This window comes from Neisseria subflava (assembly GCF_024205745.1).
Lineage (GTDB): Bacteria > Pseudomonadota > Gammaproteobacteria > Burkholderiales > Neisseriaceae > Neisseria > Neisseria flavescens_B.
Window position 1 is genome coordinate 2,176,558 of sequence record NZ_CP073117.1, and the last position, 21,942, is coordinate 2,198,499.

The window sequence follows — 21,942 nt, forward strand, 5'->3', positions numbered from 1 at the left end:
TGAAGCAACGATTGCCTCATGCATCAAGTAACAAAAGGCCGTCTGAAACCTATTTCTCAGGATTTCAGACGGCCTTTTAACTTCTTTAAATATATCTAACTTTTTGCTGCTTTTACTTTTTCTGCAAACCACAGCGCCACAGCCGTACCTGCCATATCGGCAATACCATCCGCGATCGAACCTTGGCGCGTAGCAGTCAGAAATGCCTGAGCCAGCTCACTGCCTATTGCAAACAATAAAGCGGCAAACAGAATGCCTTTATAGGGAATATTCCTATTGTCTTGAATAAATATTTTTGCGCACAGCCATGCCTGACCGAAAAACAGTCCGAAATGACCGACTTTATCAAAATGGGGAAATGGTGGAGCGCTATTGCCGCCCTCTTTGAAAAGTAAGGCATAAATGGCGGCGGCAAACCAAATCAAGGCAGCAGCAGTAAATTTGTTTAATGGCAAGGCTTTCATTTCTCGGCCTCTTCATCCAACCATGTTTGGCAGATATCTGCCAAGCGGACAAATTTCCCACCCCGCGTCTTCAAAATATCACGCCATTGTGCCACTTCTTCTGCATCCGGGGCATCTTCAATACTACATTCGTAAAGGCAGAAGTCTAATGTTTCGCCAACAATGCCTGGGGCTTCGGTCTGCATCAGACTGGTCAGTTCGTTCATATTTACTGTTTCTTTGATTGGTTATCGCTAGCCAAACCGCGCCGTCTATTTTCAGGCCGTCTGAACATGATGTGCAAGACTAACCCGTTTGATTCGGGTACGCTTACTTACTGTGCAAAAAACGTGTTGCTTCTTCCCATTCGCCATTTAACACGGCCGGCAATCCTTGCAGGGATTTAGCGATAGAATCATCAATTTGCTGTCTGTGTTCCGCCGACGGTTTATTCAACACATAACCGACAACCAGATTACGGTCGCCCGGATGATCAATACCCAAGCGCAGGCGGTAGAAATTAGGCGTACCCAAACGAGCCTGAATGTCTTTAAGGCCGTTATGTCCGCCGTTGCCGCCGCCAAGTTTGAATTTGATACGGCCGCATGGAATATCCAGCTCGTCATGAACCACCAAGATTTCCTCCGGCTTGATTTTGTAAAACTGAGCCAAAGCGGCAACGGCCTGACCGGATCGGTTCATAAAGGTCATGGGTTTGAGCAGCCAAACATCACCATCAGGCGTAGTGGCGCGCGCTACTTCGCCGTAAAATTTCTTTTCGTCTTTAAAATTGACTTTCCATTTCCACGCCAGTTCGTCCAACAGCCAAAAGCCGACATTGTGGCGCGTTTGTTCGTATTCTTGGCCTGGATTACCCAAACCGACGATTAATTTAATTTTCAAGCTCATTACTGTTCTTTCAGTTTGACAGGCCGTCTGAAAAAGTTTCAGACGGCCTTTGATTTATTCTTGCTCGGCGCGTTTACGTCTTGCTTCTTTCGGATCAATCAACAATGGACGATAGACCTCAATCCTATCGCCATCGCGTAACACAGTCTCATCTTTCACAGCCTTGCCGAAAATGCCCAAAGGCGCTTGCTGTAAATCCAACTCTGGGAACTCCACCTCCAAACCGCTTTGTCGGGCAGCCTCGCGTACGGTTGTACCTTCGACAACGGTCATGCTCTTCAACACTTGCCTCTCGGCCAGTCCGTAAACAATTTCAATCTCAAGCATAACGGCGGTCGGCCTCTTTAATAAAAGCATCCACCAGCGTACCGGCGAGATGTCCGAACACCGGGGAAATCATGGCTGAAAGTACGGCATTGGAGAAATCGTATTCTAATCTGAATTCGACTTTGCACATATCATCGCCCAAATCGATAAATCTCCAAGTGCCGCGCAGGATTTTAAACGGCCCTTCGAGCAAATCCATGCGGATTTCCTGCCCCGGGATATTGTGGTTGTGCGTTGCAAATGACTGTTTGACGCGCATATAGTCCATAAACAGGCGCGCTTTTAGCTCATTGCCTTTGCGTTCGATGACTTCGGTCTTGCTGTACCACGGCAAAAATTTTGGATAGTCCTCAACTTTGTCCACCAGCTCAAACATTTCCTTAGCGCTATGCAGCACCAATACGTTTTTCTCGACTTTTTTCATGTTGGTTGTAGACCTTGTTTTTGAATATTCAGGGTTCAGACGGCATGATTTAGAAAAATATCTGCCCTAATTTGGGACAATATTCCCAATTTAAACCGCTTCTCCATTTTGTTTCGCTTCCAGCCATTCCCAGCGTTCCAGCTTTTCCAAAAGCAGCATTTCAATTCCTTCAGCCCTGCTTTGCAATGCACCTGCTTTTTCGTAATCTTTGAAAATTTCAGGATCGGAAAGCTGGGTATTGATTTCAGCCTGTTCGGTTTCCAAAGCGGCGATTTCATCAGGCAGGGCATCGAGTTCACGCTGTTCTTTATAGGAAAGTTTGACCGTACGGTTGGCTTTGGGTTTGACTTTTTCAGGCTCGGCAACCGCTTTAGGCGCCGAGGCCGTCTGAATTTTATCTTCCCGCGATTTTGCATCGATATAATCCTGATAGCCGCCGATGTATTCTTTCAGACGGCCTTGTCCTTCGAAAACAATGCTTTGGGTAATCACATTATCTAAGAACATACGGTCATGCGAGACAAGGAATACCGTGCCTTGGTAATCGCGCAGCAGGTCTTCGAGCAGCTCTTGGGTGTCGATGTCCAAGTCGTTGGTCGGTTCGTCCAAAACCAGGATATTGGCAGGACGGGTAAAGAGTTTTGCAAGCAGAAGGCGGTTGCGTTCGCCGCCGGAGAGTGAGGAAACAGGACTTTGTGCGCGAGCCGGATGAAACAGGAAATCTTCCAAATAGCTCATCACGTGCTTTTTCTTACCGCCGACTTCAACGTAATCATTGCCCTGTCCGAGCGTGTAAAACACGGTGTCGTTTTCGTTCAACGCACTGCGGAACTGGTCGAAATAGGCAACCTCTTGCTTACTGCCGATACGGATTCTGCCGTAGGTCGGCTGCAATTCGCCCAAAATCAGCTTAAGGAAGGTGGTTTTGCCGATACCGTTTGGACCGATTAAGCCGATTTTGTCTCCGCGCTGCAAGATGGCGGAGAATTTGTCCATAATGACTTTGTCGCCATAGGCAAACGAAGCGTGTTCCAATTCGGCGATGATTTTGCCGCTTTTTTCGCCGCTATCGAGCTTAAAGTTGACCTGCCCTTGTACATTGCGGCGTTCGGCGCGCTGGCGGCGCAGCTCTTCCAAACGGCGCACGCGGCCTTCATTACGGGTACGGCGCGCTTCGATGCCTTTGCGTATCCATGCTTCTTCCTGAGCATGGAATTTATCAAACAAGCGGTTATGTTCCGCCTCGACTGCCAACTCTTGCGCTTTTTTCTCGCTGTATTTGGAGAACGAGCCGGGATAGGAGCGCAGAATGCCGCGGTCTAGTTCGACAATGCGCGTGGCGATATTGTCCAAAAAACGGCGGTCGTGGGTAATCACGACTAGGCTGCCTTCAAACGCTTTGAGCAGGTTTTCAAGCCAGATAATCGCGTCGATGTCCAAGTGGTTGGTCGGCTCATCCAGCAGCAATACGTCGGGCTTCTGCACCCAGGCCTGCGCCAAGGCAACGCGTTTTTTCTGCCCGCCGGAAAGGTTGCCGATTTTTTCGTTTTCCGGCAAACCCAGTTCCCCCAAAGTCTGCTTGACTGCCGCATCCAGTTTCCAGCCGTCCTTCGCTTCGATTTCAAGTTGCAATTCGTTGAGCTCTTTTAACAAAGCCTCACTCGAACCATTTTCCAACTCATGGCTGACATGATGATAACGGCGCAATAAATCGCGAACTTCGCCCAAACCTTCGGCAACAGTATCAAATACGGTTGCGTCCTTATCAAAAAAAGATTCCTGCGGTACATAAACGATTTTGAGGTTGTTTTGAACAATAATCTGCCCGTCATCGAGCTTTTGTACTCCTGCAAGAATTTTTAAAAACGAAGACTTACCCGCACCATTACGACCGATTAAACCGATTTTCTCACCACTGTCGAGTTGAAAAGAAGTTTTGTCAAGCAAGGCGACGTGGCCGACGGCAAAAGAAGCATTTTCTACGGATAAGATATTCATGGGGAAACTTCAAAAAAGAAAAGGGAGACATTTTAACCGATTATCGGCAGATATTTGCCGATAATCATATGAAATTGAAAGTATCAGGCCGTCTGAAAGCAGTTTTCAGACGGCCTTCATTATTATTTTTGAACCTTCAAACCGAAATGCAGATAGGCTCTTTCGGTTGCTACGCGTCCGCGCGGTGTACGCTGTAAAAAGCCTTGTTGAATCAGATAAGGCTCAATCACATCTTCGATGGTATCGGTCGATTCGCCAATCGCAGCGGCCACGTTTTCTAAACCGACAGGACCGCCGCTGAACTTGTGCAGAATCGCCTCAAGGAATTTCCTATCCATCACATCCAAACCTTGCCCGTCCACATCCAGCATACTCAAGGCAGCATCGGCAATTTCCGCATCAATGACGCCGTTGTTTTTCACATCGGCATAATCGCGTACACGTCGCAAAAGGCGGTTGGCAATACGCGGCGTACCGCGGCTGCGCTTGGCTACTTCCATCGCGCCCTCGTCGCCCATATCCAACTGCAACAATTGTGCAGAACGGGCAACAATAGTTGCCAAGTCTTTATTCTGATAAAACTCTAATCGGGACACGATACCGAAACGATCACGCAAAGGATTGGTCAGCATACCGGCACGGGTCGTCGCGCCTACCAATGTAAACGGCGGCAAATCGATTTTGACCGAACGCGCGGCCGGCCCTTCGCCTATCATGATGTCCAACTGATAATCTTCAAGCGCAGGATAAAGGATTTCTTCAACCACAGGGCTTAAGCGGTGGATTTCATCGATAAACAGCACATCATGCGGCTCGAGATTGGTCAACAAGGCTGCAAGGTCGCCTGCACGTTCCAAAACCGGGCCGCTGGTTTGGCGCAAATTAACGCCTAACTCCTTGGCGATAATATGCGCCAAAGTAGTTTTGCCCAAACCCGGAGGGCCAAACAACAAAGTGTGGTCAAGCGCTTCGCCACGTTTTTTCGCCGCCTGAATAAAAATAGCCAACTGCTCTTTTGCCTTATCCTGCCCGATATAGTCGTCTAAAGTTTTCGGACGTAAAGCGCGTTCAAGCAATTCTTCCTGAGCTGAAATATTTTGAGCAGTGATAATACGCTGAGGTTGTGCAGAAGTAAGATTATCGGTTTGTAACATAATGTTTCTAAATTCTAAGACCGTTCCCGACCCGTTATTTCAGACGGCCCGAACAATCAGATAAAGCGGTTAAATTATGATTTTGGCCATTATACCCGATAAGGCCGAGCCGCTTTCCCCTCAAATCTGAATCACACAAAAATTTTCGTTTTCAGACGGCCAAAGCAACGTATAATAAACGGTTAATTCAAATACCTATCGCATTCAGGAGAACACATGAGCCTCAAGCAAAAAGTTATCGCCATCGACGGCCCCAGCGCATCCGGCAAAGGGACGGTTGCCTCACGCGTAGCCGAAGCTTTGGGTTTTCTTTACCTAGACTCCGGTGCGCTTTACCGCCTGACCGCGCTTTACGCACAAAAACAAAATGTCGCCTGGACAGATGAAGATGCCGTCAGCACACTGGCAGAAACCTTGCCCGCACAATTTGAAGGCAGCGCCGTATTATTAAACGGCGAAGATGTATCCGAGCAAATCCGTACCGAAGCAATCGGCATGGGCGCATCTGCCGTCGCGCAGTTGCCTAAAGTGCGTGCCGCCCTTTTGCAGCGCCAACGCGACTTCCTAACCGAAAAAGGTTTGGTCGCCGACGGTCGCGATATCGGCTCGGTTATTTTCCCTGATGCCGCATTAAAAATTTTCCTGACCGCGAGTGCCAATGTCCGCGCCCAACGTCGTGCAAAGCAACTCGGTATCCCATGCGAAGGCGTTGCATTCGAGCGTATTTTGTCGGATATTGAAGCGCGCGATGAAGCAGACCGCCGCCGCCCTGTTGCTCCGTTGAAACAACTGCCCGATGCCCTGCTTTTAGATACTGATAACCTTTCTATCGAAGAAGCTGTAAAAAAAGTGCTTGATTGGTATCATAAAGTTTAAAATTTGGAGTATAATCGCGAAGTTTTCATTTCAGACGGCCTGTTAACCCTATAACAAGGCCGTCTGAAAACATTTCCCAACCTGCCGCGCCAAGGACGGCAGGTCATTTCAAACCTAACCCGCACCCCTTGGCGGTGTACCGAAAAGAGTATATATGACTATGGAAAATTTTGCCCAGCTGCTGGAAGAAAGCTTTACCCTGCAAGAGATGAACCCAGGTGAAGTGATTACTGCCGAAGTAGTCGGCATCGATCAAAACTTCGTTACCGTTAACGCAGGTCTGAAATCAGAATCTCTGATTGATGTTGCTGAATTCAAAAACGCTCAGGGCGAGATTGAAGTTAAAGTTGGCGATTTCGTTACCGTTACCATCGAATCTGTTGAAAACGGCTTCGGCGAAACCAAACTGTCCCGCGAAAAAGCCAAACGCGCTGCCGACTGGATCGCTTTGGAAGAAGCTATGGAAAACGGCGACATCCTGTCCGGCGTTATCAATGGCAAAGTCAAAGGCGGTCTGACTGTTATGATCAACAGCATCCGCGCATTCCTGCCGGGTTCTTTGGTTGACGTACGTCCTGTAAAAGACACCTCTCACTTCGAAGGCAAAGAAATTGAATTCAAAGTGATCAAACTGGACAAAAAACGCAACAACGTTGTTGTATCCCGCCGCGCTGTTCTGGAAGCTACTTTGGGCGAAGAACGCAAAGCCTTGCTGGAAAACCTGCAAGAAGGTTCAGTTATCAAAGGTATCGTTAAAAACATCACCGATTACGGTGCATTCGTTGACTTGGGCGGCATCGATGGTCTGTTGCACATCACCGACTTGGCATGGCGCCGTGTGAAACACCCAAGCGAAGTTTTGGAAGTTGGTCAAGAAGTAGAAGCCAAAGTCCTGAAATTCGACCAAGACAAACAACGCGTTTCTTTGGGTATGAAACAACTGGGCGAAGATCCTTGGAGCGGCCTGACCCGTCGTTACCCACAAGGTACCCGCCTGTTCGGTAAAGTATCCAACCTGACTGACTACGGTGCGTTCGTTGAAATCGAACAAGGCATCGAAGGTTTGGTACACGTTTCCGAAATGGATTGGACCAACAAAAACGTACACCCAAGCAAAGTTGTTCAACTGGGTGACGAAGTTGAAGTCATGATCCTGGAAATCGACGAAGACCGCCGCCGTATCTCTTTGGGTATGAAACAATGCCAAGCTAACCCTTGGGAAGAGTTTGCCGCCAACCACAACAAAGGCGACAAAATCTCCGGCGCAGTTAAATCTATCACTGACTTCGGCGTATTTGTAGGTTTGCCTGGCGGCATCGACGGTCTGGTTCACTTGTCCGACCTGTCTTGGACTGAAGCCGGCGAAGAAGCTGTACGCAAATACAAAAAAGGCGAAGAAGTTGAAGCCGTTGTATTGGCCATCGACGTTGAAAAAGAACGTATCTCTTTGGGCATCAAACAACTGGAAGGTGATCCGTTCGGCAACTTCATCAGCGTAAACGATAAAGGTTCTTTGGTTAAAGGTTCTGTGAAATCTGTTGACGCCAAAGGTGCCGTAGTAGCTCTGTCTGAAGAAGTTGAAGGCTACCTGCCTGCTTCTGAATTCGCCGCTGACCGCGTTGAAGACCTGACTACCAAACTGAAAGAAGGCGACGAAGTTGAAGCCGTTATCGTTACCGTTGACCGCAAAAACCGCAGCATCCGTCTGTCTGTTAAAGCGAAAGACGCTAAAGAAAACCGCGAAGCGCTGAATTCAGTTAACGCCGCTGCAACTGCCAATGCAGGTACTACCAGCCTGGGCGACTTGCTGAAAGCCAAACTGTCCGGCGACCAAGAATAAGGTTGCAGACATGACGAAGTCTGAATTGATGGTTCGCCTTGCAGAAGTGTTTGCCGAAAAAAATGGCAACCAACTGCTGGCTAAAGATGTCGAATACAGTGTAAAAGTCTTGGTTGATACCATGACCCGCTCACTGGCTCGTGGACAACGTATCGAAATCCGCGGCTTCGGCAGCTTCGACTTGAACCACCGCCCTGCCCGTATTGGGCGCAACCCGAAAACCGGCGAACGTGTAGAAGTGCCTGAAAAGCATGTTCCTCACTTCAAACCGGGTAAAGAGTTGCGTGAGCGTGTAGACTTGGCATTGCAAGAAAGTGCTCATTAATACTTAGTAGCAAAACGCCGCAGAAATGCGGCGTTTTTTTGTTTTCGCAAGAAATACTAAAGCCGGCTCTTTTCACGCATACCTTAATCGCACACTATTTCAACTATATTTACTACAATGCTTTTGCAAAAAACGCAGGCCGTCTGAAATCATTTATAATAGACCGACTATTCTGTAATGAAAACATCATTCCAACTACTATCCAAACTATTGCGGATGATGTTTCAACTATCGCCAGTAAAGCATAATAAAGGTTACACATGAGCAATAGAGACCAACTATTCACACCACCTCCATTTGAAAACCACAGCCCATTGACTTGGTATCAAGCTGCAGCCGAACAACCCAACTTTATCCGCGACGAAGCACAAGCGCGAGCCATTGAATATTTGGATCGTTTGTGGACCGAGCTGATGATGTTCAAACGCAAACGCAACCGTTTTCTAGGCCGTAGCTTGCGTTCCCCCCAAGTACCTAAAGGGCTCTATTTTTATGGCGGCGTAGGACGCGGTAAAAGCTTTTTGATGGATGCTTTTTTCGGCTGTCTCCCCTATCGTCGTAAGCGTCGCGTGCATTTCCATGCCTTCATGGCTGAAATCCATCAACGCCTTAAGGTCTTGAAAAGCGAAGCCAATCCTTTAAAAGCTGTTGCAACAGAAATTGCCAAAGAAACACGAGTTTTGTGTTTTGACGAGTTTCACGTCAGCGATATTGCAGATGCCATGATTTTGGGTCGCTTGCTGGAAAACCTGTTGAGTGAAGGTGTAGTCTTGGTAGCCACTTCCAACTACGCCCCATCCGAACTCTATCCTCAAGGCCAAAACCGCAGCAGTTTTCTACCAACCATCGCCCTTATCGAGTCCAACCTGACCGTTTTAAATGTGGATGGCGGCGAAGATTACCGCTTGCGTACGCTGCGTCCTGCCGAAATTTTCTTTGTCCCCAATAATGAAGAAAACGAGCAAAAACTCGCCGCTTTATTTAAGGAAATGAGCGGAATCTCTGAATTAAACCCAGGTATCAGCATTATTCATGGACGGGAAATTCCCCATAAAGCCCAGTCAGAACGCGCCATCTGGTTTGATTTCCGCACATTATGTTTTGGCCCGCGCTCACAAGCTGACTATCTGTATTTAGCCGAACATTACGAGATGGTTTTCCTTTCAGGATTAGAACGCTTAACCCCTCAAGAAAAAGCAGAAGCACGTCGCCTGACATGGTTAATTGACGTTTTATACGATTTCCGTGTGAAGCTGTGCGCTACCAGCGCAGTTGGCGTAAACGATATTTACGTCGAAGGCGATTTTGCCGAAGAATTTACCCGTACAGCCAGCCGTATGATCGAAATGCAATCCGAAGTCTATTTGGAACAACCACACCTGACTTTAAGCAAATAATGCCTTTCCCAAAAAGGGGCGAAATTTGGTAGAATACACTTCCCTCGCCTCTTGGCTACGATACCCCACCTTTCAATAAAAACAAGGACATAACATGGCCATCGAACGTACGATTTCAATCATCAAACCCGATGCAGTAGAAAAAAACGTCATCGGCAAGATTTACAGCCGCTTTGAAGAAAACGGCTTGCGCATTATTGCGGCAAAAATGAAACATCTCTCTGAGCGTGAAGCAAAAGAATTTTATGCCGTACACAAAGGCCGCCCTTTTTATGAAGATTTGGTTAAATTCATGACTCGCAACCCTGTCATGATTCAAGTATTAGAAGGTGAAAACGCCGTTGCCAAAAATCGCGAATTGATGGGTGCAACCAATCCAGCCGATGCAGCTCCGGGTACAATCCGTGCCGACTTTGCAGAATCTGTCAGTGTTAATGCCGTACATGGTTCTGACAGCGTTGAAAATGCTGCGATTGAAATTGCTTACTTCTTCAGCCAAAGCGAAATCTGCCCACGCTAAGAATAAAAGCCTGTAGCCGCTTTACGGCCGTCCGATTCATATCGGACGGCAAAACTGCTTTGTATGTCCTACAAATAAAAGGCCGTCTGAAAATCCAAAGGCTTTTAAAGCAAAGCTGCCAAATAAGCCTCTTTGCTTTAAAAGCTTTACTGAGAAACATAAAAATACATGAAAACCAATCTACTGAATTACGATTTAAACGGACTGACGCAACACTTTGCCGAAATGGGCGAAAAACCTTTTCGTGCCAAGCAAGTAATGCGTTGGATGCATCAAGCCGGTGCACAAAACTTTGAAGAAATGACTGACTTAGCCAAATCATTACGTGCCAAGTTGAATGAACAAGCCACAATCGAAGTGCCTAAATTAATGATGGCACAAGAATCTACGGATGGTACACGCAAATGGTTGCTGGATGTCGGCACGGGCAACGGTGTAGAAACCGTCTTCATTCCCGAAGCCGAACGCGGTACTTTGTGTATCTCTTCCCAAGTAGGTTGCGCATTGGAATGCACCTTCTGCTCTACCGGACGACAAGGTTTCAACCGCAACCTGACTGCCGCTGAAATCATCGGCCAGCTTTGGTGGGCCAATAAAGCCATGGGCGTTACCCCTAAAAACGAACGCGTTATCTCCAACGTAGTGATGATGGGTATGGGCGAACCCATGGCAAACTTTGATAATGTTGTTACCGCTTTGAGCATTATGCTGGATGATCACGGCTACGGCTTAAGCCGCCGCCGTGTGACTGTTTCCACTTCGGGCATGGTTCCGCAAATGGACAGACTGCGTGATGCAATGCCTGTTGCTTTGGCTGTATCTTTACACGCATCCAACGATGAAGTGCGCGATCAAATTGTTCCACTCAACAAAAAATACCCGCTTAAAGAATTGATGGCGGCCTGTCAACGTTATCTGGTCAAAGCACCCCGTGACTTTATTACCTTTGAATACGTTATGCTCGACGGCATCAACGATAAAGCACAACATGCGCGTGAATTGATTGAGTTGGTTAAAGACGTACCCTGCAAATTCAATCTGATTCCGTTCAATCCTTTCCCAAATTCCGGCTACGAACGTTCTACTAATGAAAATATCCGTGTCTTCCGCGATATTCTGCAACAAGCCGGCTTTGTCGTTACTGTCCGCAAAACCCGCGGCGACGATATCGATGCCGCTTGCGGACAACTGGCCGGACAAGTACAAGATAAAACACGCCGCCAACAAAAATGGCAACAGATTTTGGTCGAACAATAAGGTTAATTATGAAAATCAAGTTCGGATTCGCTTTACTTACCGCACTGACTCTTTCAGCCTGCGCTTCCTCTTCCGGTCCAAGCCCTAAAGAACGCGCCATTCAAGTTTCTAATATCAAAACCCAACTGGCTGTGGAATATATGCGTGGCCAAAACTACCGCCAAGCTACTGAAAGTATCGAAGAGGCGCTTAAGTTCAATTCAAAAAATGACCTTGCTTGGTTGGTACGCGCCGAGATTTATCAGTATTTGAAAGTCAAAGATAAAGCTCAGGAAAGCTTTCTTAAAGCATTGTCTTTAAAACCTGATAGCGCGGAAGTCAACAACAACTACGGTTGGTTCTTGTGCAATCAAATGAATGCACCAGCAGAATCTTTGGCTTATTTTGACAAAGCACTGGCCGACCCAACCTACCCAAGCCCCTTTATTGCCAATATGAATAAAGGCATTTGCAGTGCAAGGTTAGGCCAATACTCTTTAGCCCAAGCCTATTTGGAAAGGTCTTTAGCAGCGAATCCGCAATTCTTCCCTGCTTTCAAAGAACTTGCCCGAACCAAAATGATGGCAGGCAATCTGAACGATGCCGACTATTATTTCCGCCAATACCAAAGCAAAGTTGATGTCCTGCAGGCTGACGATTTGCTTTTAGGCTGGCGTTTGGCTACCGCCTTGGGCAATAAACACGCCGCATACGAATACGAAGCCCAACTTAGGGCAAACTTCCCTTATTCAGACGAACTACAAACCGTCACAACAGGCCACTAAATGGAAAATAACGATAAAATCAACTACGACGCACAAGCCGCCAAAACATTGGGGGATGAATTACGCAAACACAGAACTGATGCCAAAATCGATATTCAAGATGTTGCTTCACGTTTGAAACTGTCTGCCGAACAAATTGATGCTTTGGAAAAAGGGGAATATTCAGGCTTTCCCGGTTTAGTCTTTGTTTCAGGCTATCTGCGTTCATATGCACGATTTTTGAAAATCGATGAACAAACCATCGCCAAACATTTACTCTCCATTACTCCGCAACTTGAAGACCATGTATACGCGGTAATACGCAGCGCCAACACCGGCTTAAGCTACCAAGACACTGAAAAGCAAGGCTTCCCAAAATGGATATTGGGGATAGCCGCACTGGCTTTGGCTGTAGGCGGCGTTTACTTTTGGCAAAGCAAATCCAGTTTTGAAAACGAACAGGCAAATATTCAAAACAGCAAAGATGTTGCTGATACGATGAAAACGCCCGCCTTAAAAACGGATAATGTTGCCGTTAGCGAAATGACGGAAGACGGCAAAAAAGAAATTACCAATAAGCCTGAAGTGGCTAATGATCAAGCTGCTTCTGAGGCTTCTGCCGTAGCACAAGAAGAGAAACCTGCCGTCAAAGTTGAGAAAGACGAACTTTGGATTAAAGTCCAATACCGAAGCAATCTGATTATTACAGACAAAGATGGAAAAGTAGTATTCAGCCGTATCGTTCCTGCCGGAAGCGAACAACGTCTGAGAGGCGGCGCACCCTACAATGTTTGGATCGGTATTGCAGCCGGCTCGGAAGCCAATTACGGCGGCACACCTATCGAACCTTTGAAATACCGTGTTGCCGGTGAAAAATCCGCCTCTTTTATTGCAGGAAAAAACTAAAATGACCACACCTAAACGCCGTCAGACACATCAAGTCAAAATTGACCACCTCATTATCGGCTCCGATGCGCCCGTTCTTGTTCAATCCATGACCAATACGGATACGGCAGATGCCGCAGCAACTGCCCAACAGGTCAAAGAATTGAGCGATGCCGGCTCGGAAATGGTCCGCATCACGGTCAATACTCCTGAAGCAGCTTCCAAAGTAGCTGAAATCCGCAGCCGATTAGACGATATGGGCTACACCACTCCCCTGATTGGTGATTTCCATTTTAATGGCGAACGCTTATTGGCTGAATTTCCTGAGTGCGGCAAAGCCTTGGCCAAATATCGGATTAACCCGGGCAATGTCGGCAAAGGTGCAAAAGGTGATGAAAAATTTGCCTTTATGATTCGTACTGCCTCAGAAAATAATAAAGCCGTACGAATCGGTGTGAACTGGGGTTCGCTTGATCAAAGCCTTGCCAAGCGCATGATGGATGCCAACTTAGCTTCTGCTACACCGAAGCCGCCTGAAGAAATCATGAAAGAGGCTTTGATTGTTTCTGCGCTGGAATCGGCAGAAAAAGCCGTGGCTTTGGGCTTGCCTGAAGACAAAATCATTTTGTCGTGCAAGGTCAGCGCCGTACAAGACTTGATTCAGGTTTACCGCGAATTAGGCAGCCGTTGCCGTTACCCGCTCCATCTCGGTCTGACTGAGGCAGGCATGGGCAGCAAGGGCATTGTGGCCTCCACCGCAGCTTTGGCAGTATTGTTGCAAGAAGGCATCGGCGACACCATTCGAATTTCCCTTACGCCCGAACCCGGCTCCCCACGCACACAAGAAGTCATTGTCGGTCAAGAAATCCTGCAAACCATGGGCTTGCACTCCTTTACGCCAATGGTTACAGCCTGCCCGGGTTGCGGCCGTACCACCAGTACCGTATTCCAAGAGTTGGCCCAAGACGTACAAAACTATTTACGCCAAAAAATGACTGTTTGGCGCACTGAATATCCAGGCGTTGAATCATTGAACGTCGCCGTGATGGGTTGCGTGGTAAATGGTCCGGGCGAAAGCAAGCTTGCCGATATCGGTATCAGCCTGCCAGGTACAGGCGAAACTCCGGTTGCGCCGGTTTATGTAGACGGCGAACGGAAAGTTACCCTCAAAGGCGACAATATCGCTGCCGAGTTTTTACAAATCGTTGAAGATTATGTCAAAACCAACTACTGCGAGGGTGGCGCAAAACGTAAGCAAAACCGTGTCATTCCGATTCAATCTGCCTAAAACATTTTTAAGATAAAGAGACCGTCTGAAAATATGTTGGGCAAACTGGATACTTGGCTGACTGAGCATCCCAAACGCAAGGATTTGCATGGTTGGCGACGCTTTATCGTTGAATTTTGGTTTTTCGGTTTGAAAGAAGCGCGAGCCTGCTTATTTGCAGGCTTGTTTTTCATTGCCATGTTCCTCGTTCCGAAAACAGGCTGGTTGGGAATTTCGCGCTACGATCTGCTGCTGATTTTTGCTGTCTCCGTACAAGCAGCCATGCTGTATTTCAAGCTGGAAACTTGGGATGAAGTGAAATCGATTACGCTGTTTCACTTGGTGGGCTTTGCTTTAGAGTGGTTCAAGACATCAGGTGATATCCAATCTTGGAGCTATCCGGATGAGGCTTATACCAAAATTGGCGGCGTACCGCTGTTTGCGGGCTTTATGTATGCTGCGGTCGGCAGCTATATTATTCAAGCATGGCGGCTGTTTGACCTCAAAATCAAAAGCCATCCGCCGTATTGGTTGGGCACTTTGTGCGCACTGGCAATTTATATCAATTTCTTCACCCATCATTATATCGGCGACTATCGCTGGTATCTCGCTGCTTTTGCTCTCGGCCTATACGCCCGGACAACGGTCTTATATACGCCCTATGACACCACTCGCAGAATGCCGCTCCTGCTCGCTTTCGTCCTGATTGGATTTTTTATTTGGCTGGCGGAAAATTTGGGAACCCTATTCGGCGTTTGGCGCTATCCAAACCAAATCGGCGCGTGGGCATCGGTACACATCAGCAAATGGAGTTCATGGGCATTACTGGTGATGATGACTTTTACCATCGTTGCGAATTTAAAACACATCAAACATACCATCAGCGTATCAAAAGATTAATTGTTTAACATTTGAAAAGGCCGTCTGAAACTTTCAGACGGCCTGAGACCTTTGCAAAATTCCCCAAAATCCCCTAAATTCCCACCAAGACATTTAGGGGATTTCTCATGAGCACCTTCTTTCAGCAAACCGCCCAAGCCATGATTGCCAAACACATCGACCGTTTCCCTCTATTGAAGTTGGATCAGGTGATTGATTGGCAACCGATCGAACAATACCTGAATCATCAAAGAACCCGTTACGTCCGGGACCACCGTGGTCGTCCCGCCTATCCCCTGCTATCTATGTTCAAAGCCGTCCTGCTCGGACAATGGCACAGCCTATCCGATCCCAAACTCGAACACAGCCTCATCACCCGTATCGACTTCAACCTGTTTTGCCGTTTTGACGAACTGAGTATCCCCGATTACAGCACCTTATGCCGCTACCGCAACTGGCTGGCGCAAGACGACACCCTGTCCGAATTATTGGAACTGATTAACCGCCAACTGACCGAAAAAGGCCTAAAAGTAGAGAAAGCATCCGCCGCCGTCGTTGACGCCACCATTATTCAGACCGCCGGCAGCAAACAGCGCCAGGCCATAGAAGTTGATGAGGAAGGACAAGTCAGAGGCCAAACTACACCGAGTAAAGACAAAGATGCCCGTTGGATAAAGAAAAACGGCCTCTACAGACTCGGTTACAAACAACATACCCGCACCGATGCGGAAGGCTATATCGAGAAACTGCATATTACCCCCGCCAATGCCCATGAGTGCAAACATCTGTCGCCTTTGTTGGAAGGCTTGCCCAAAGGTACAACCGTCTATGCCGACAAAGGCTATGACAGTGAGGAAAACCGACAACATCTGGAAGAGCATCGGTTACTGGACGGCATTATGCGCAAAGCCCACCGCAAACATCCGCTGTCGGAAGCGCAAACCAAACGCAACCGATATTTGTCGAAGACCCGTTATGTGGTCGAACAAAGCTTCGGTACGCTGCACCGTAAATTCCGCTATGCGCGGGCAGCCTACTTCGGACTGAGCAAAGTGAGTGCGCAAAGCCATCTGAAGGCGATGTGTTTGAACCTTTTAAAAGCCGCCAACAGACTAAGTGCGCCTGCAGCTGCCTAAAAGGCGGCCGGATGCCTGATTATCAGGTATCCAAGAGGGATTAAGGGGGTATTTGGTTAGAATCAGTGGATATTTGAAATAAAAAACAGCCGAAAACCTGTGTTTAGGTTTCGGCCGTTGGGGAAAAGGAATTTTGCAAAGGTCTCGGCCTTTAATTTTCAGTAATCAATTAAACAAACTTAAGGCTTTAACAAACACCATAATGACGCCATAGCCCAAAGGAATGCAGACCAAAGCCCATCGCCACCATACGCCGATACCGCCCGCTGATACTTTCTTGCTGATCAGATAGGCATCGGATACAGCAGTTTCATCATCGGGGTTGCCGCTATGTGCCGCGACCTTAATGTCCTTCTCGTGATACTTTTCGTGAACCGAACGGACACTCAAATTACACAACAAACCGACAATCAACAAACCTGCCATGATGTACATGGTAATGCTATAAGCCTCGGCAGCCGGAACGCCGCTTTCAATTTGGCTTTGGCGGATATAGTTGACCAACACAGGGCCAATAACGGCCGCAGTTGACCATGCCAGCAAAATCCTGCCATGGATTGCACCGACTTGATAAGTGCCGAACAAATCCTTCAAATACGCCGGAATCGCTGCGAAACCGCCGCCATACATGGAAATGATGACGCAAAATCCAATAACAAACAAAGCCTTGTTACCGCTCGCGCCAATCGACGGAATGGCGAAATACAACAGCGAACCGAGCACAAAGAAAATAGTATATGTATTTTTACGCCCGATTTTGTCGGACACGCTGGACCACAAAAAGCGGCCGCCCATATTAAACAGGCTCAACAGACTCACAAAACCCGCCGCCGCACCTGCGCCAATGGCAGCCTGTTTACCGACAGAAGCTTCAGAAAACAGCTCCTGAATCATGACGGAAGCCTGACCCAAAACGCCGATACCTGCCGTCACATTCAAGCACAACACCCAAAACAAGAGCCAAAATTGTGGCGTCTTCATGGCTTCGGAAACATTGACGTGATTACTGCTGACCAATTTATTTTTGATTTTCGGCGCAACATAACCCTTAGGTTTCCAACCATCGGCAGGTATCCGGATGGTAAATGCACCAAACATCATCAATACCAAATAAAAAATGCCCAAAACAACAAACGTCTGTACTACGCCAACCGAAGTTTCACTGGAGAAAAAACTCATCAGCGACACAGATAAAGGCGAGGCCAACATCGCGCCGCCGCCAAAACCCATAATCGCCAAACCTGTCGCCATACCCGGTTTATCGGGAAACCATTTCATCAGCGTCGATACAGGCCCGATATAGCCCAAGCCCAAACCGACCCCGCCAATCACACCGTTGCCCAAATAAAGCAAAAACAGATTGTGCGTATGAACGCCGATCGCCGACACAAAAAAGCCCAAGCTAAAGCAGCAGGCAGCAACAAACATCGCCTTACGTGGCCCAACGCGTTCCATCCATGTACCGAACATGGCCGCTGACGCGCCCAACATCGCCAAGGCAATACTGAAAATCCAACCGACCGTGGTCAGCTTCCAATCTCCTGCAGCCGACTCAGTGATACCGATAAGCTTGGTCAGCGGCGCATTGAATACGGAATAAGCATATATCTGCCCGATGGCAAGATGCACGGCCAAAGCGGCAGGCGGTACCAGCCAACGATTAAAGCCGGGTTTGGCAATGGTCGCCTCACGGTCTAGAAATTTCATAAAATCCTCTTGTGTATGTGTGTCAAACGCTGATTCCATATCATGCGGAATCAAAAAATTGTTGACAATATTTTAGCATAATCTCCCGTTTATCCTTTTTTCTGCTCCATGATAATTTTGCGCATCAAACAGAAAAAACATTCATCTAAACCTTTTCTTCACGCCAATATCAACAAAAAGGCCGTCTGAAAATTTTTCAGACGACCTTTTCATTCATATCGTTTTATGCGGCGAAGCGTTTGGCAACTTCATCCCAGTTAACGATTTCCCAGAAACCTTTCAGGTAGTTAGGGCGGCTGTTGCGGTAGTCGATGTAGTAGGCGTGTTCCCATACGTCGCAAGTCAACAGCGGCGTATTTTCAGTAGTCAGCGGAGTATCTGCATTGGAAGTAGAAACCAGATCCAATTCACCGGCAGGCGTTTTCACCAACCATGCCCAACCTGAGCCGAAAGTACCGGCCGCGCAAGCATTGAACGCTTCTTGGAATTTCTCGAAGCTGCCCCATTTGGCGTCGATGGCCGCAGCCAATTCGCCGGCAGGTTTGCCTTGGCCTTTAGGGGTAAAGCCCAGCCAGTAGAAAGTGTGGTTCCAAGTTTGGGCAGCGTTGTTGAACATACCGCCGGAAGATTTTTTCACGATTTCTTCCAAAGGCATTTCTTCAAACTCAGTGCCTTTGATTTGATTGTTCAAATTGGTGATGTAAGTTTGATGGTGTTTGCCGTAGTGAAACTCCAAAGTTTCTTTGGTCAGATGAGGGGACAACGCATCCAGTTCATAAGGCAATTGTGGCAGCTTGTGTTCCATTTTTATGCTCCTAATTATTGATATTTATATTTTGGTAGTGTGTGTTGTCAAATCGACAACATGGCTATTTTACCTGCTTTAGCCTAAACAAACCAATTGAACTTACACTGCGCTATAATAGTGGATTGCAATTTTCCAGCCAGAGATGCCCGTCATGAGCAATTATTCCGATATGCCGTCTGAAGACCGTGAAATCAGCGCATTGTCACTGCCACCACATTCCACAGAAGCGGAGCAATCCGTCTTAGGCGGCCTGATGCTGGAAAATTCTGCTTGGGACCGTATTGCCGATGTTGTTTCCGGCGAGGATTTCTACCGACACGAACACCGCCTGATTTTTCGTGCGATTGCCAATCTGATTAATGAAAGCCGTCCTGCCGACGTCATTACCGTTCAAGAAAGTTTGGAACGCAATGAAGAATTGGAAGCGGCAGGCGGATTCAACTATCTGATTACGCTGGCGCAAAACACGCCGTCTGCTGCCAATATCCGCCGCTACGCCGAAATCGTGCGCGAACGTTCCATCATGCGCCAGCTTGCCGAAGTCGGTACGGAAATTGCACGCAGCGCATACAATCCGCAAGGGCGCGATGCAGGCCAGCTTTTGGACGAGGCGGAAAACAAAGTATTCCAAATCGCCGAAAGTACCGCCAAATCCAAACAAGGCTTCCTTGAGATGCCCGACCTTTTGAAAGAAGTGGTCGAGCGCATCGATATGCTTTATTCGCGTGACAATCCTGATGAAGTAACCGGCATATCAACAGGTTTTATCGACCTTGATAAAAAAACATCAGGCCTCCAGCCGGGCGATTTGATCATCGTCGCAGGCCGTCCTTCCATGGGTAAAACCGCTTTTTCCATCAACATCGCAGAACACGTTGCCGTAGAAAACAAATTACCTGTCGCCGTATTCTCTATGGAGATGGGCGGTGCACAGCTGGTCATGCGTATGCTGGGCTCAGTCGGACGTTTGGACCAAAGCGTCTTAAAAACTGGCAGATTACAAGACGAACACTGGGGCCGTCTGAACGAAGCGGTCGTTAAACTCTCCGATGCACCCATGTATATCGATGAAACTCCGGGTTTGACCGCGCTCGAACTGCGCGCCCGCGCCCGCCGTCTTGCGCGCCAGTTCAACGGCAAATTGGGCTTGATCGTCATCGACTACCTGCAATTGATGTCAGGCTCCGGCCGTTCTGACAACCGCGCTTCCGAGCTTGGCGAAATTTCCCGCTCCCTCAAAGCATTGGCTAAAGAGTTGCAAGTTCCCGTCATTGCCCTGTCGCAGTTGAGCCGTACCGTTGAACAGCGTACCGACAAACGCCCGATGATGTCCGACTTGCGTGAATCCGGCGCAATCGAACAAGATGCCGACTTGATTATGTTCATGTATCGCGACGAATACTACAACTCAGAATCACCCGCAAAAGGCTTGGCGGAATGTATTATCGGCAAACACCGTAACGGTCCAGTCGGGAAAGTATTCCTCACTTGGATGGGTCAATTTACCAAATTTGATAATGCTGCTTATGTTCCAGAATCTATGTTGATGGAAGATTGAGACAGATTGTCTTAAAAACTAACCGAATTTCATATTTCATTAGTCACGCATTACAAAATCGTTTAAAATAAATCTAATAAAAGCAAAAGCATTGCCACGAGCAAATGCAAAAGCGAAAACGTCAGTTACCCAACACATTACTACCAAAAATCACTCATGTATCAGACACAAAAAGGCTTCACCCTAATTGAGTTGCTGATCGTCATTACTATTGCAGCAGTAATGGCCGTCATCGCACTTCCCAATATGAATCAATGGATTGCCTCCAGACGTGTAGCATCGCAAGCAGAGCAAATTGCCAATCTGCTGCGCTTCGCTCGTAATGAGGCCGTCCGTCTCAATCTTCCCGTTTACATCTGCCCGGTTAAAATTAAATCCGATGGTTCACCCAATAATGGTTGCGATTCCAAATATGCCGGTAATGGTATGTTGGCCTACGCCGATAAAAACGAAGACTTACGCTATCAAAACGACACAGTCGATTTATCCATCCGCTCCATTATCCTTAATGGAGATACCGACAAAGTGGAATACCGCTTCAACTATATCCCTATCGGCAATGACCGTTCTGCCCTCTCTGCTTCAGCTTCAAAAGAAGTATGGTGGAGATTCCTTCCCAATGGTACATTTGGCCATTCAACTGATGGCAAGAATTATCAATTTTCAGACGGCCACATCAAAATCAGCCTAACAGATAAATCCGCTGCAGATGCTGAAACCAAGAAAGCCCGTGCTACCGTACTTTTAATCAATGGCAATGGGCATGTCGAAATCTGTGCTAAAAACGATGAGCGCAAAATGTGCGAATACACTTCCAAATAATAACAACGGTATCTTATGAACATTACTAATCCTACTCATCTCAGATCATTTAAAGGCCGTCTGAAAACGAGCTCAACAAGCTTTACCCCAAAACTTCAATCAGGTATGACCCTGATTGAAGTTTTGATTGCCATGTTTGTCCTTGCTATCGGCGTACTCGCCCTGCTGGCTGTTCAATTGCGTACCGTATCCAACGTACGTGAGTCTGAAAATCAAACCACAGTCGCCCAAATTACACAAAATCTGATTGAAGGCATGCTCATTAATCCGACGCTTTCTGAAGAAACCGATACTACAGGGGAAAAAACCTCCCGTTATAAAAAATCCTATGATGCCTACCTAAAATCCGACTCTAAACAAACTGCAAAATTTGAAGCCAAAATGACCAAAACCCAACTTGCACAGGCTCAAATTGCACAGTTTAAAGCCGATTTAGCTAAAGCCCTTCCCGAAGCCCAAGTCTTCTCGACCATCTGCAAAGATTCTTCCGGCGCAGAGCCGACTTTCGAAGAAAATAGGTTTAACGCAAAATGCGATGGCAAAGGCGATACAACCATCGTGAAAGTTTTATGGTTGCAAGATGTTGAAGAAGAAAATAGCGCAAAAAATCTCAACACATCGGGGCATCACGTTGTCTATACCTACCAATCACGCGTAAGAGACTAAC

The 21,942-nt window shown here is 47.4% G+C and carries 23 protein-coding genes; 14 read left to right on the forward strand and 9 right to left on the reverse strand.

Annotated features, from left to right (window positions below; genetic code table 11):
• Positions 1-95 precede the first annotated feature (95 nt).
• From KCG55_RS10355 to ruvB, 7 genes are all read right to left on the reverse strand, one after another.
• Positions 96-464: a VanZ family protein gene (locus KCG55_RS10355; protein ID WP_254322983.1), complete on the reverse strand. Its 369-nt coding sequence runs from the start codon at positions 462-464 to the stop codon at positions 96-98.
• Positions 461-670, reverse strand: coding sequence for a dioxygenase (locus KCG55_RS10360; RefSeq protein WP_254322984.1), 210 nt, complete (start codon positions 668-670; stop codon positions 461-463). Before KCG55_RS10360 ends, KCG55_RS10355 begins: the two co-directional genes overlap by 4 nt.
• A gap of 103 nt (positions 671-773) precedes the next feature.
• Complete coding sequence (pth, locus tag KCG55_RS10365; protein ID WP_003683307.1) at positions 774-1,352, reverse strand: aminoacyl-tRNA hydrolase; 579 nt, start codon at positions 1,350-1,352, stop codon at positions 774-776.
• A 54-nt stretch (positions 1,353-1,406) separates the two neighbouring features.
• The gene (locus KCG55_RS10370) at positions 1,407-1,679 is read right to left on the reverse strand and encodes an RnfH family protein (RefSeq protein ID WP_254322985.1); all 273 of its coding nucleotides are present in this window, start codon (positions 1,677-1,679) and stop codon (positions 1,407-1,409) included.
• Positions 1,672-2,103 (reverse strand): type II toxin-antitoxin system RatA family toxin, encoded by a 432-nt coding sequence (locus KCG55_RS10375; protein ID WP_070589743.1) that lies wholly within the window; start codon positions 2,101-2,103, stop codon positions 1,672-1,674. The genes KCG55_RS10370 and KCG55_RS10375 overlap by 8 nt, the downstream gene beginning before the upstream one ends.
• Before the next feature lie 90 nt (positions 2,104-2,193).
• Positions 2,194-4,101, reverse strand: a complete 1,908-nt coding sequence (locus KCG55_RS10380) for an ATP-binding cassette domain-containing protein (RefSeq protein WP_254322986.1) — start codon at positions 4,099-4,101, stop codon at positions 2,194-2,196.
• A 122-nt stretch (positions 4,102-4,223) separates the two neighbouring features.
• Positions 4,224-5,255, reverse strand: a complete 1,032-nt coding sequence (ruvB, locus tag KCG55_RS10385; protein ID WP_254322987.1) for a Holliday junction branch migration DNA helicase RuvB — start codon at positions 5,253-5,255, stop codon at positions 4,224-4,226.
• Positions 5,256-5,471: 216 nt separating this feature from the next.
• On the opposite strand from ruvB, the gene cmk reads away from it, so the two are divergent.
• The 11 genes from cmk (at position 5,472) to KCG55_RS10440 (ending at position 16,380) form a co-directional block, all read left to right on the forward strand.
• The gene (gene cmk / locus KCG55_RS10390; protein ID WP_049344765.1) at positions 5,472-6,131 is read left to right on the forward strand and encodes a (d)CMP kinase; all 660 of its coding nucleotides are present in this window, start codon (positions 5,472-5,474) and stop codon (positions 6,129-6,131) included.
• Between the two features lie 154 nt (positions 6,132-6,285).
• Positions 6,286-7,971, forward strand: coding sequence for a 30S ribosomal protein S1 (gene rpsA / locus KCG55_RS10395; RefSeq protein WP_003678994.1), 1,686 nt, complete (start codon positions 6,286-6,288; stop codon positions 7,969-7,971).
• Between the two features lie 10 nt (positions 7,972-7,981).
• Positions 7,982-8,296 (forward strand): integration host factor subunit beta, encoded by a 315-nt coding sequence (locus KCG55_RS10400; RefSeq protein WP_003678992.1) that lies wholly within the window; start codon positions 7,982-7,984, stop codon positions 8,294-8,296.
• 260 nt (positions 8,297-8,556) lie between these two features.
• The gene (zapE, locus tag KCG55_RS10405; RefSeq protein WP_254322988.1) at positions 8,557-9,693 is read left to right on the forward strand and encodes a cell division protein ZapE; all 1,137 of its coding nucleotides are present in this window, start codon (positions 8,557-8,559) and stop codon (positions 9,691-9,693) included.
• A gap of 94 nt (positions 9,694-9,787) precedes the next feature.
• On the forward strand, positions 9,788-10,213 hold the full coding sequence (ndk, locus tag KCG55_RS10410; RefSeq protein ID WP_063075507.1) for a nucleoside-diphosphate kinase: 426 nt from the start codon (positions 9,788-9,790) through the stop codon (positions 10,211-10,213).
• Positions 10,214-10,381: 168 nt separating this feature from the next.
• Positions 10,382-11,470: a 23S rRNA (adenine(2503)-C(2))-methyltransferase RlmN gene (gene rlmN / locus KCG55_RS10415; protein ID WP_003683577.1), complete on the forward strand. Its 1,089-nt coding sequence runs from the start codon at positions 10,382-10,384 to the stop codon at positions 11,468-11,470.
• 8 nt (positions 11,471-11,478) lie between these two features.
• Entirely contained in the window at positions 11,479-12,234 is a 756-nt protein-coding gene (gene pilW, locus KCG55_RS10420) for a type IV pilus biogenesis/stability protein PilW (protein ID WP_070748823.1), read from the forward strand.
• Complete coding sequence (locus KCG55_RS10425) at positions 12,235-13,119, forward strand: helix-turn-helix domain-containing protein (RefSeq protein WP_254322989.1); 885 nt, start codon at positions 12,235-12,237, stop codon at positions 13,117-13,119.
• Between the two features lies 1 nt (position 13,120).
• Positions 13,121-14,386 carry a flavodoxin-dependent (E)-4-hydroxy-3-methylbut-2-enyl-diphosphate synthase gene (gene ispG / locus KCG55_RS10430; RefSeq protein ID WP_254322990.1) on the forward strand — a complete coding sequence of 422 codons (1,266 nt, stop codon included), beginning with the start codon at positions 13,121-13,123 and terminating at the stop codon, positions 14,384-14,386.
• Between the two features lie 33 nt (positions 14,387-14,419).
• Positions 14,420-15,265, forward strand: a complete 846-nt coding sequence (locus tag KCG55_RS10435; protein WP_254322991.1) for a DUF817 domain-containing protein — start codon at positions 14,420-14,422, stop codon at positions 15,263-15,265.
• A gap of 107 nt (positions 15,266-15,372) precedes the next feature.
• Entirely contained in the window at positions 15,373-16,380 is a 1,008-nt protein-coding gene (locus tag KCG55_RS10440) for an IS5 family transposase (RefSeq protein ID WP_254322992.1), read from the forward strand.
• A gap of 165 nt (positions 16,381-16,545) precedes the next feature.
• Here KCG55_RS10440 and KCG55_RS10445 read toward each other — a convergent pair whose 3' ends face one another.
• Together KCG55_RS10445 and KCG55_RS10450 are read right to left on the reverse strand one after the other, a co-directional pair.
• The gene (locus KCG55_RS10445; RefSeq protein WP_254322993.1) at positions 16,546-18,087 is read right to left on the reverse strand and encodes an L-lactate MFS transporter; all 1,542 of its coding nucleotides are present in this window, start codon (positions 18,085-18,087) and stop codon (positions 16,546-16,548) included.
• A 223-nt stretch (positions 18,088-18,310) separates the two neighbouring features.
• Entirely contained in the window at positions 18,311-18,892 is a 582-nt protein-coding gene (locus KCG55_RS10450; protein ID WP_254322994.1) for a superoxide dismutase, read from the reverse strand.
• Between the two features lie 154 nt (positions 18,893-19,046).
• On the opposite strand from KCG55_RS10450, the gene dnaB reads away from it, so the two are divergent.
• The 3 genes from dnaB (at position 19,047) to pilV (ending at position 21,941) form a co-directional block, all read left to right on the forward strand.
• Positions 19,047-20,453, forward strand: coding sequence for a replicative DNA helicase (dnaB, locus tag KCG55_RS10455; RefSeq protein ID WP_036493702.1), 1,407 nt, complete (start codon positions 19,047-19,049; stop codon positions 20,451-20,453).
• A 156-nt stretch (positions 20,454-20,609) separates the two neighbouring features.
• On the forward strand, positions 20,610-21,275 hold the full coding sequence (locus tag KCG55_RS10460) for a GspH/FimT family pseudopilin (protein ID WP_254322995.1): 666 nt from the start codon (positions 20,610-20,612) through the stop codon (positions 21,273-21,275).
• A gap of 15 nt (positions 21,276-21,290) precedes the next feature.
• Complete coding sequence (pilV, locus tag KCG55_RS10465) at positions 21,291-21,941, forward strand: type IV pilus modification protein PilV (RefSeq protein WP_254322996.1); 651 nt, start codon at positions 21,291-21,293, stop codon at positions 21,939-21,941.
• Position 21,942 lies beyond the last annotated feature (1 nt).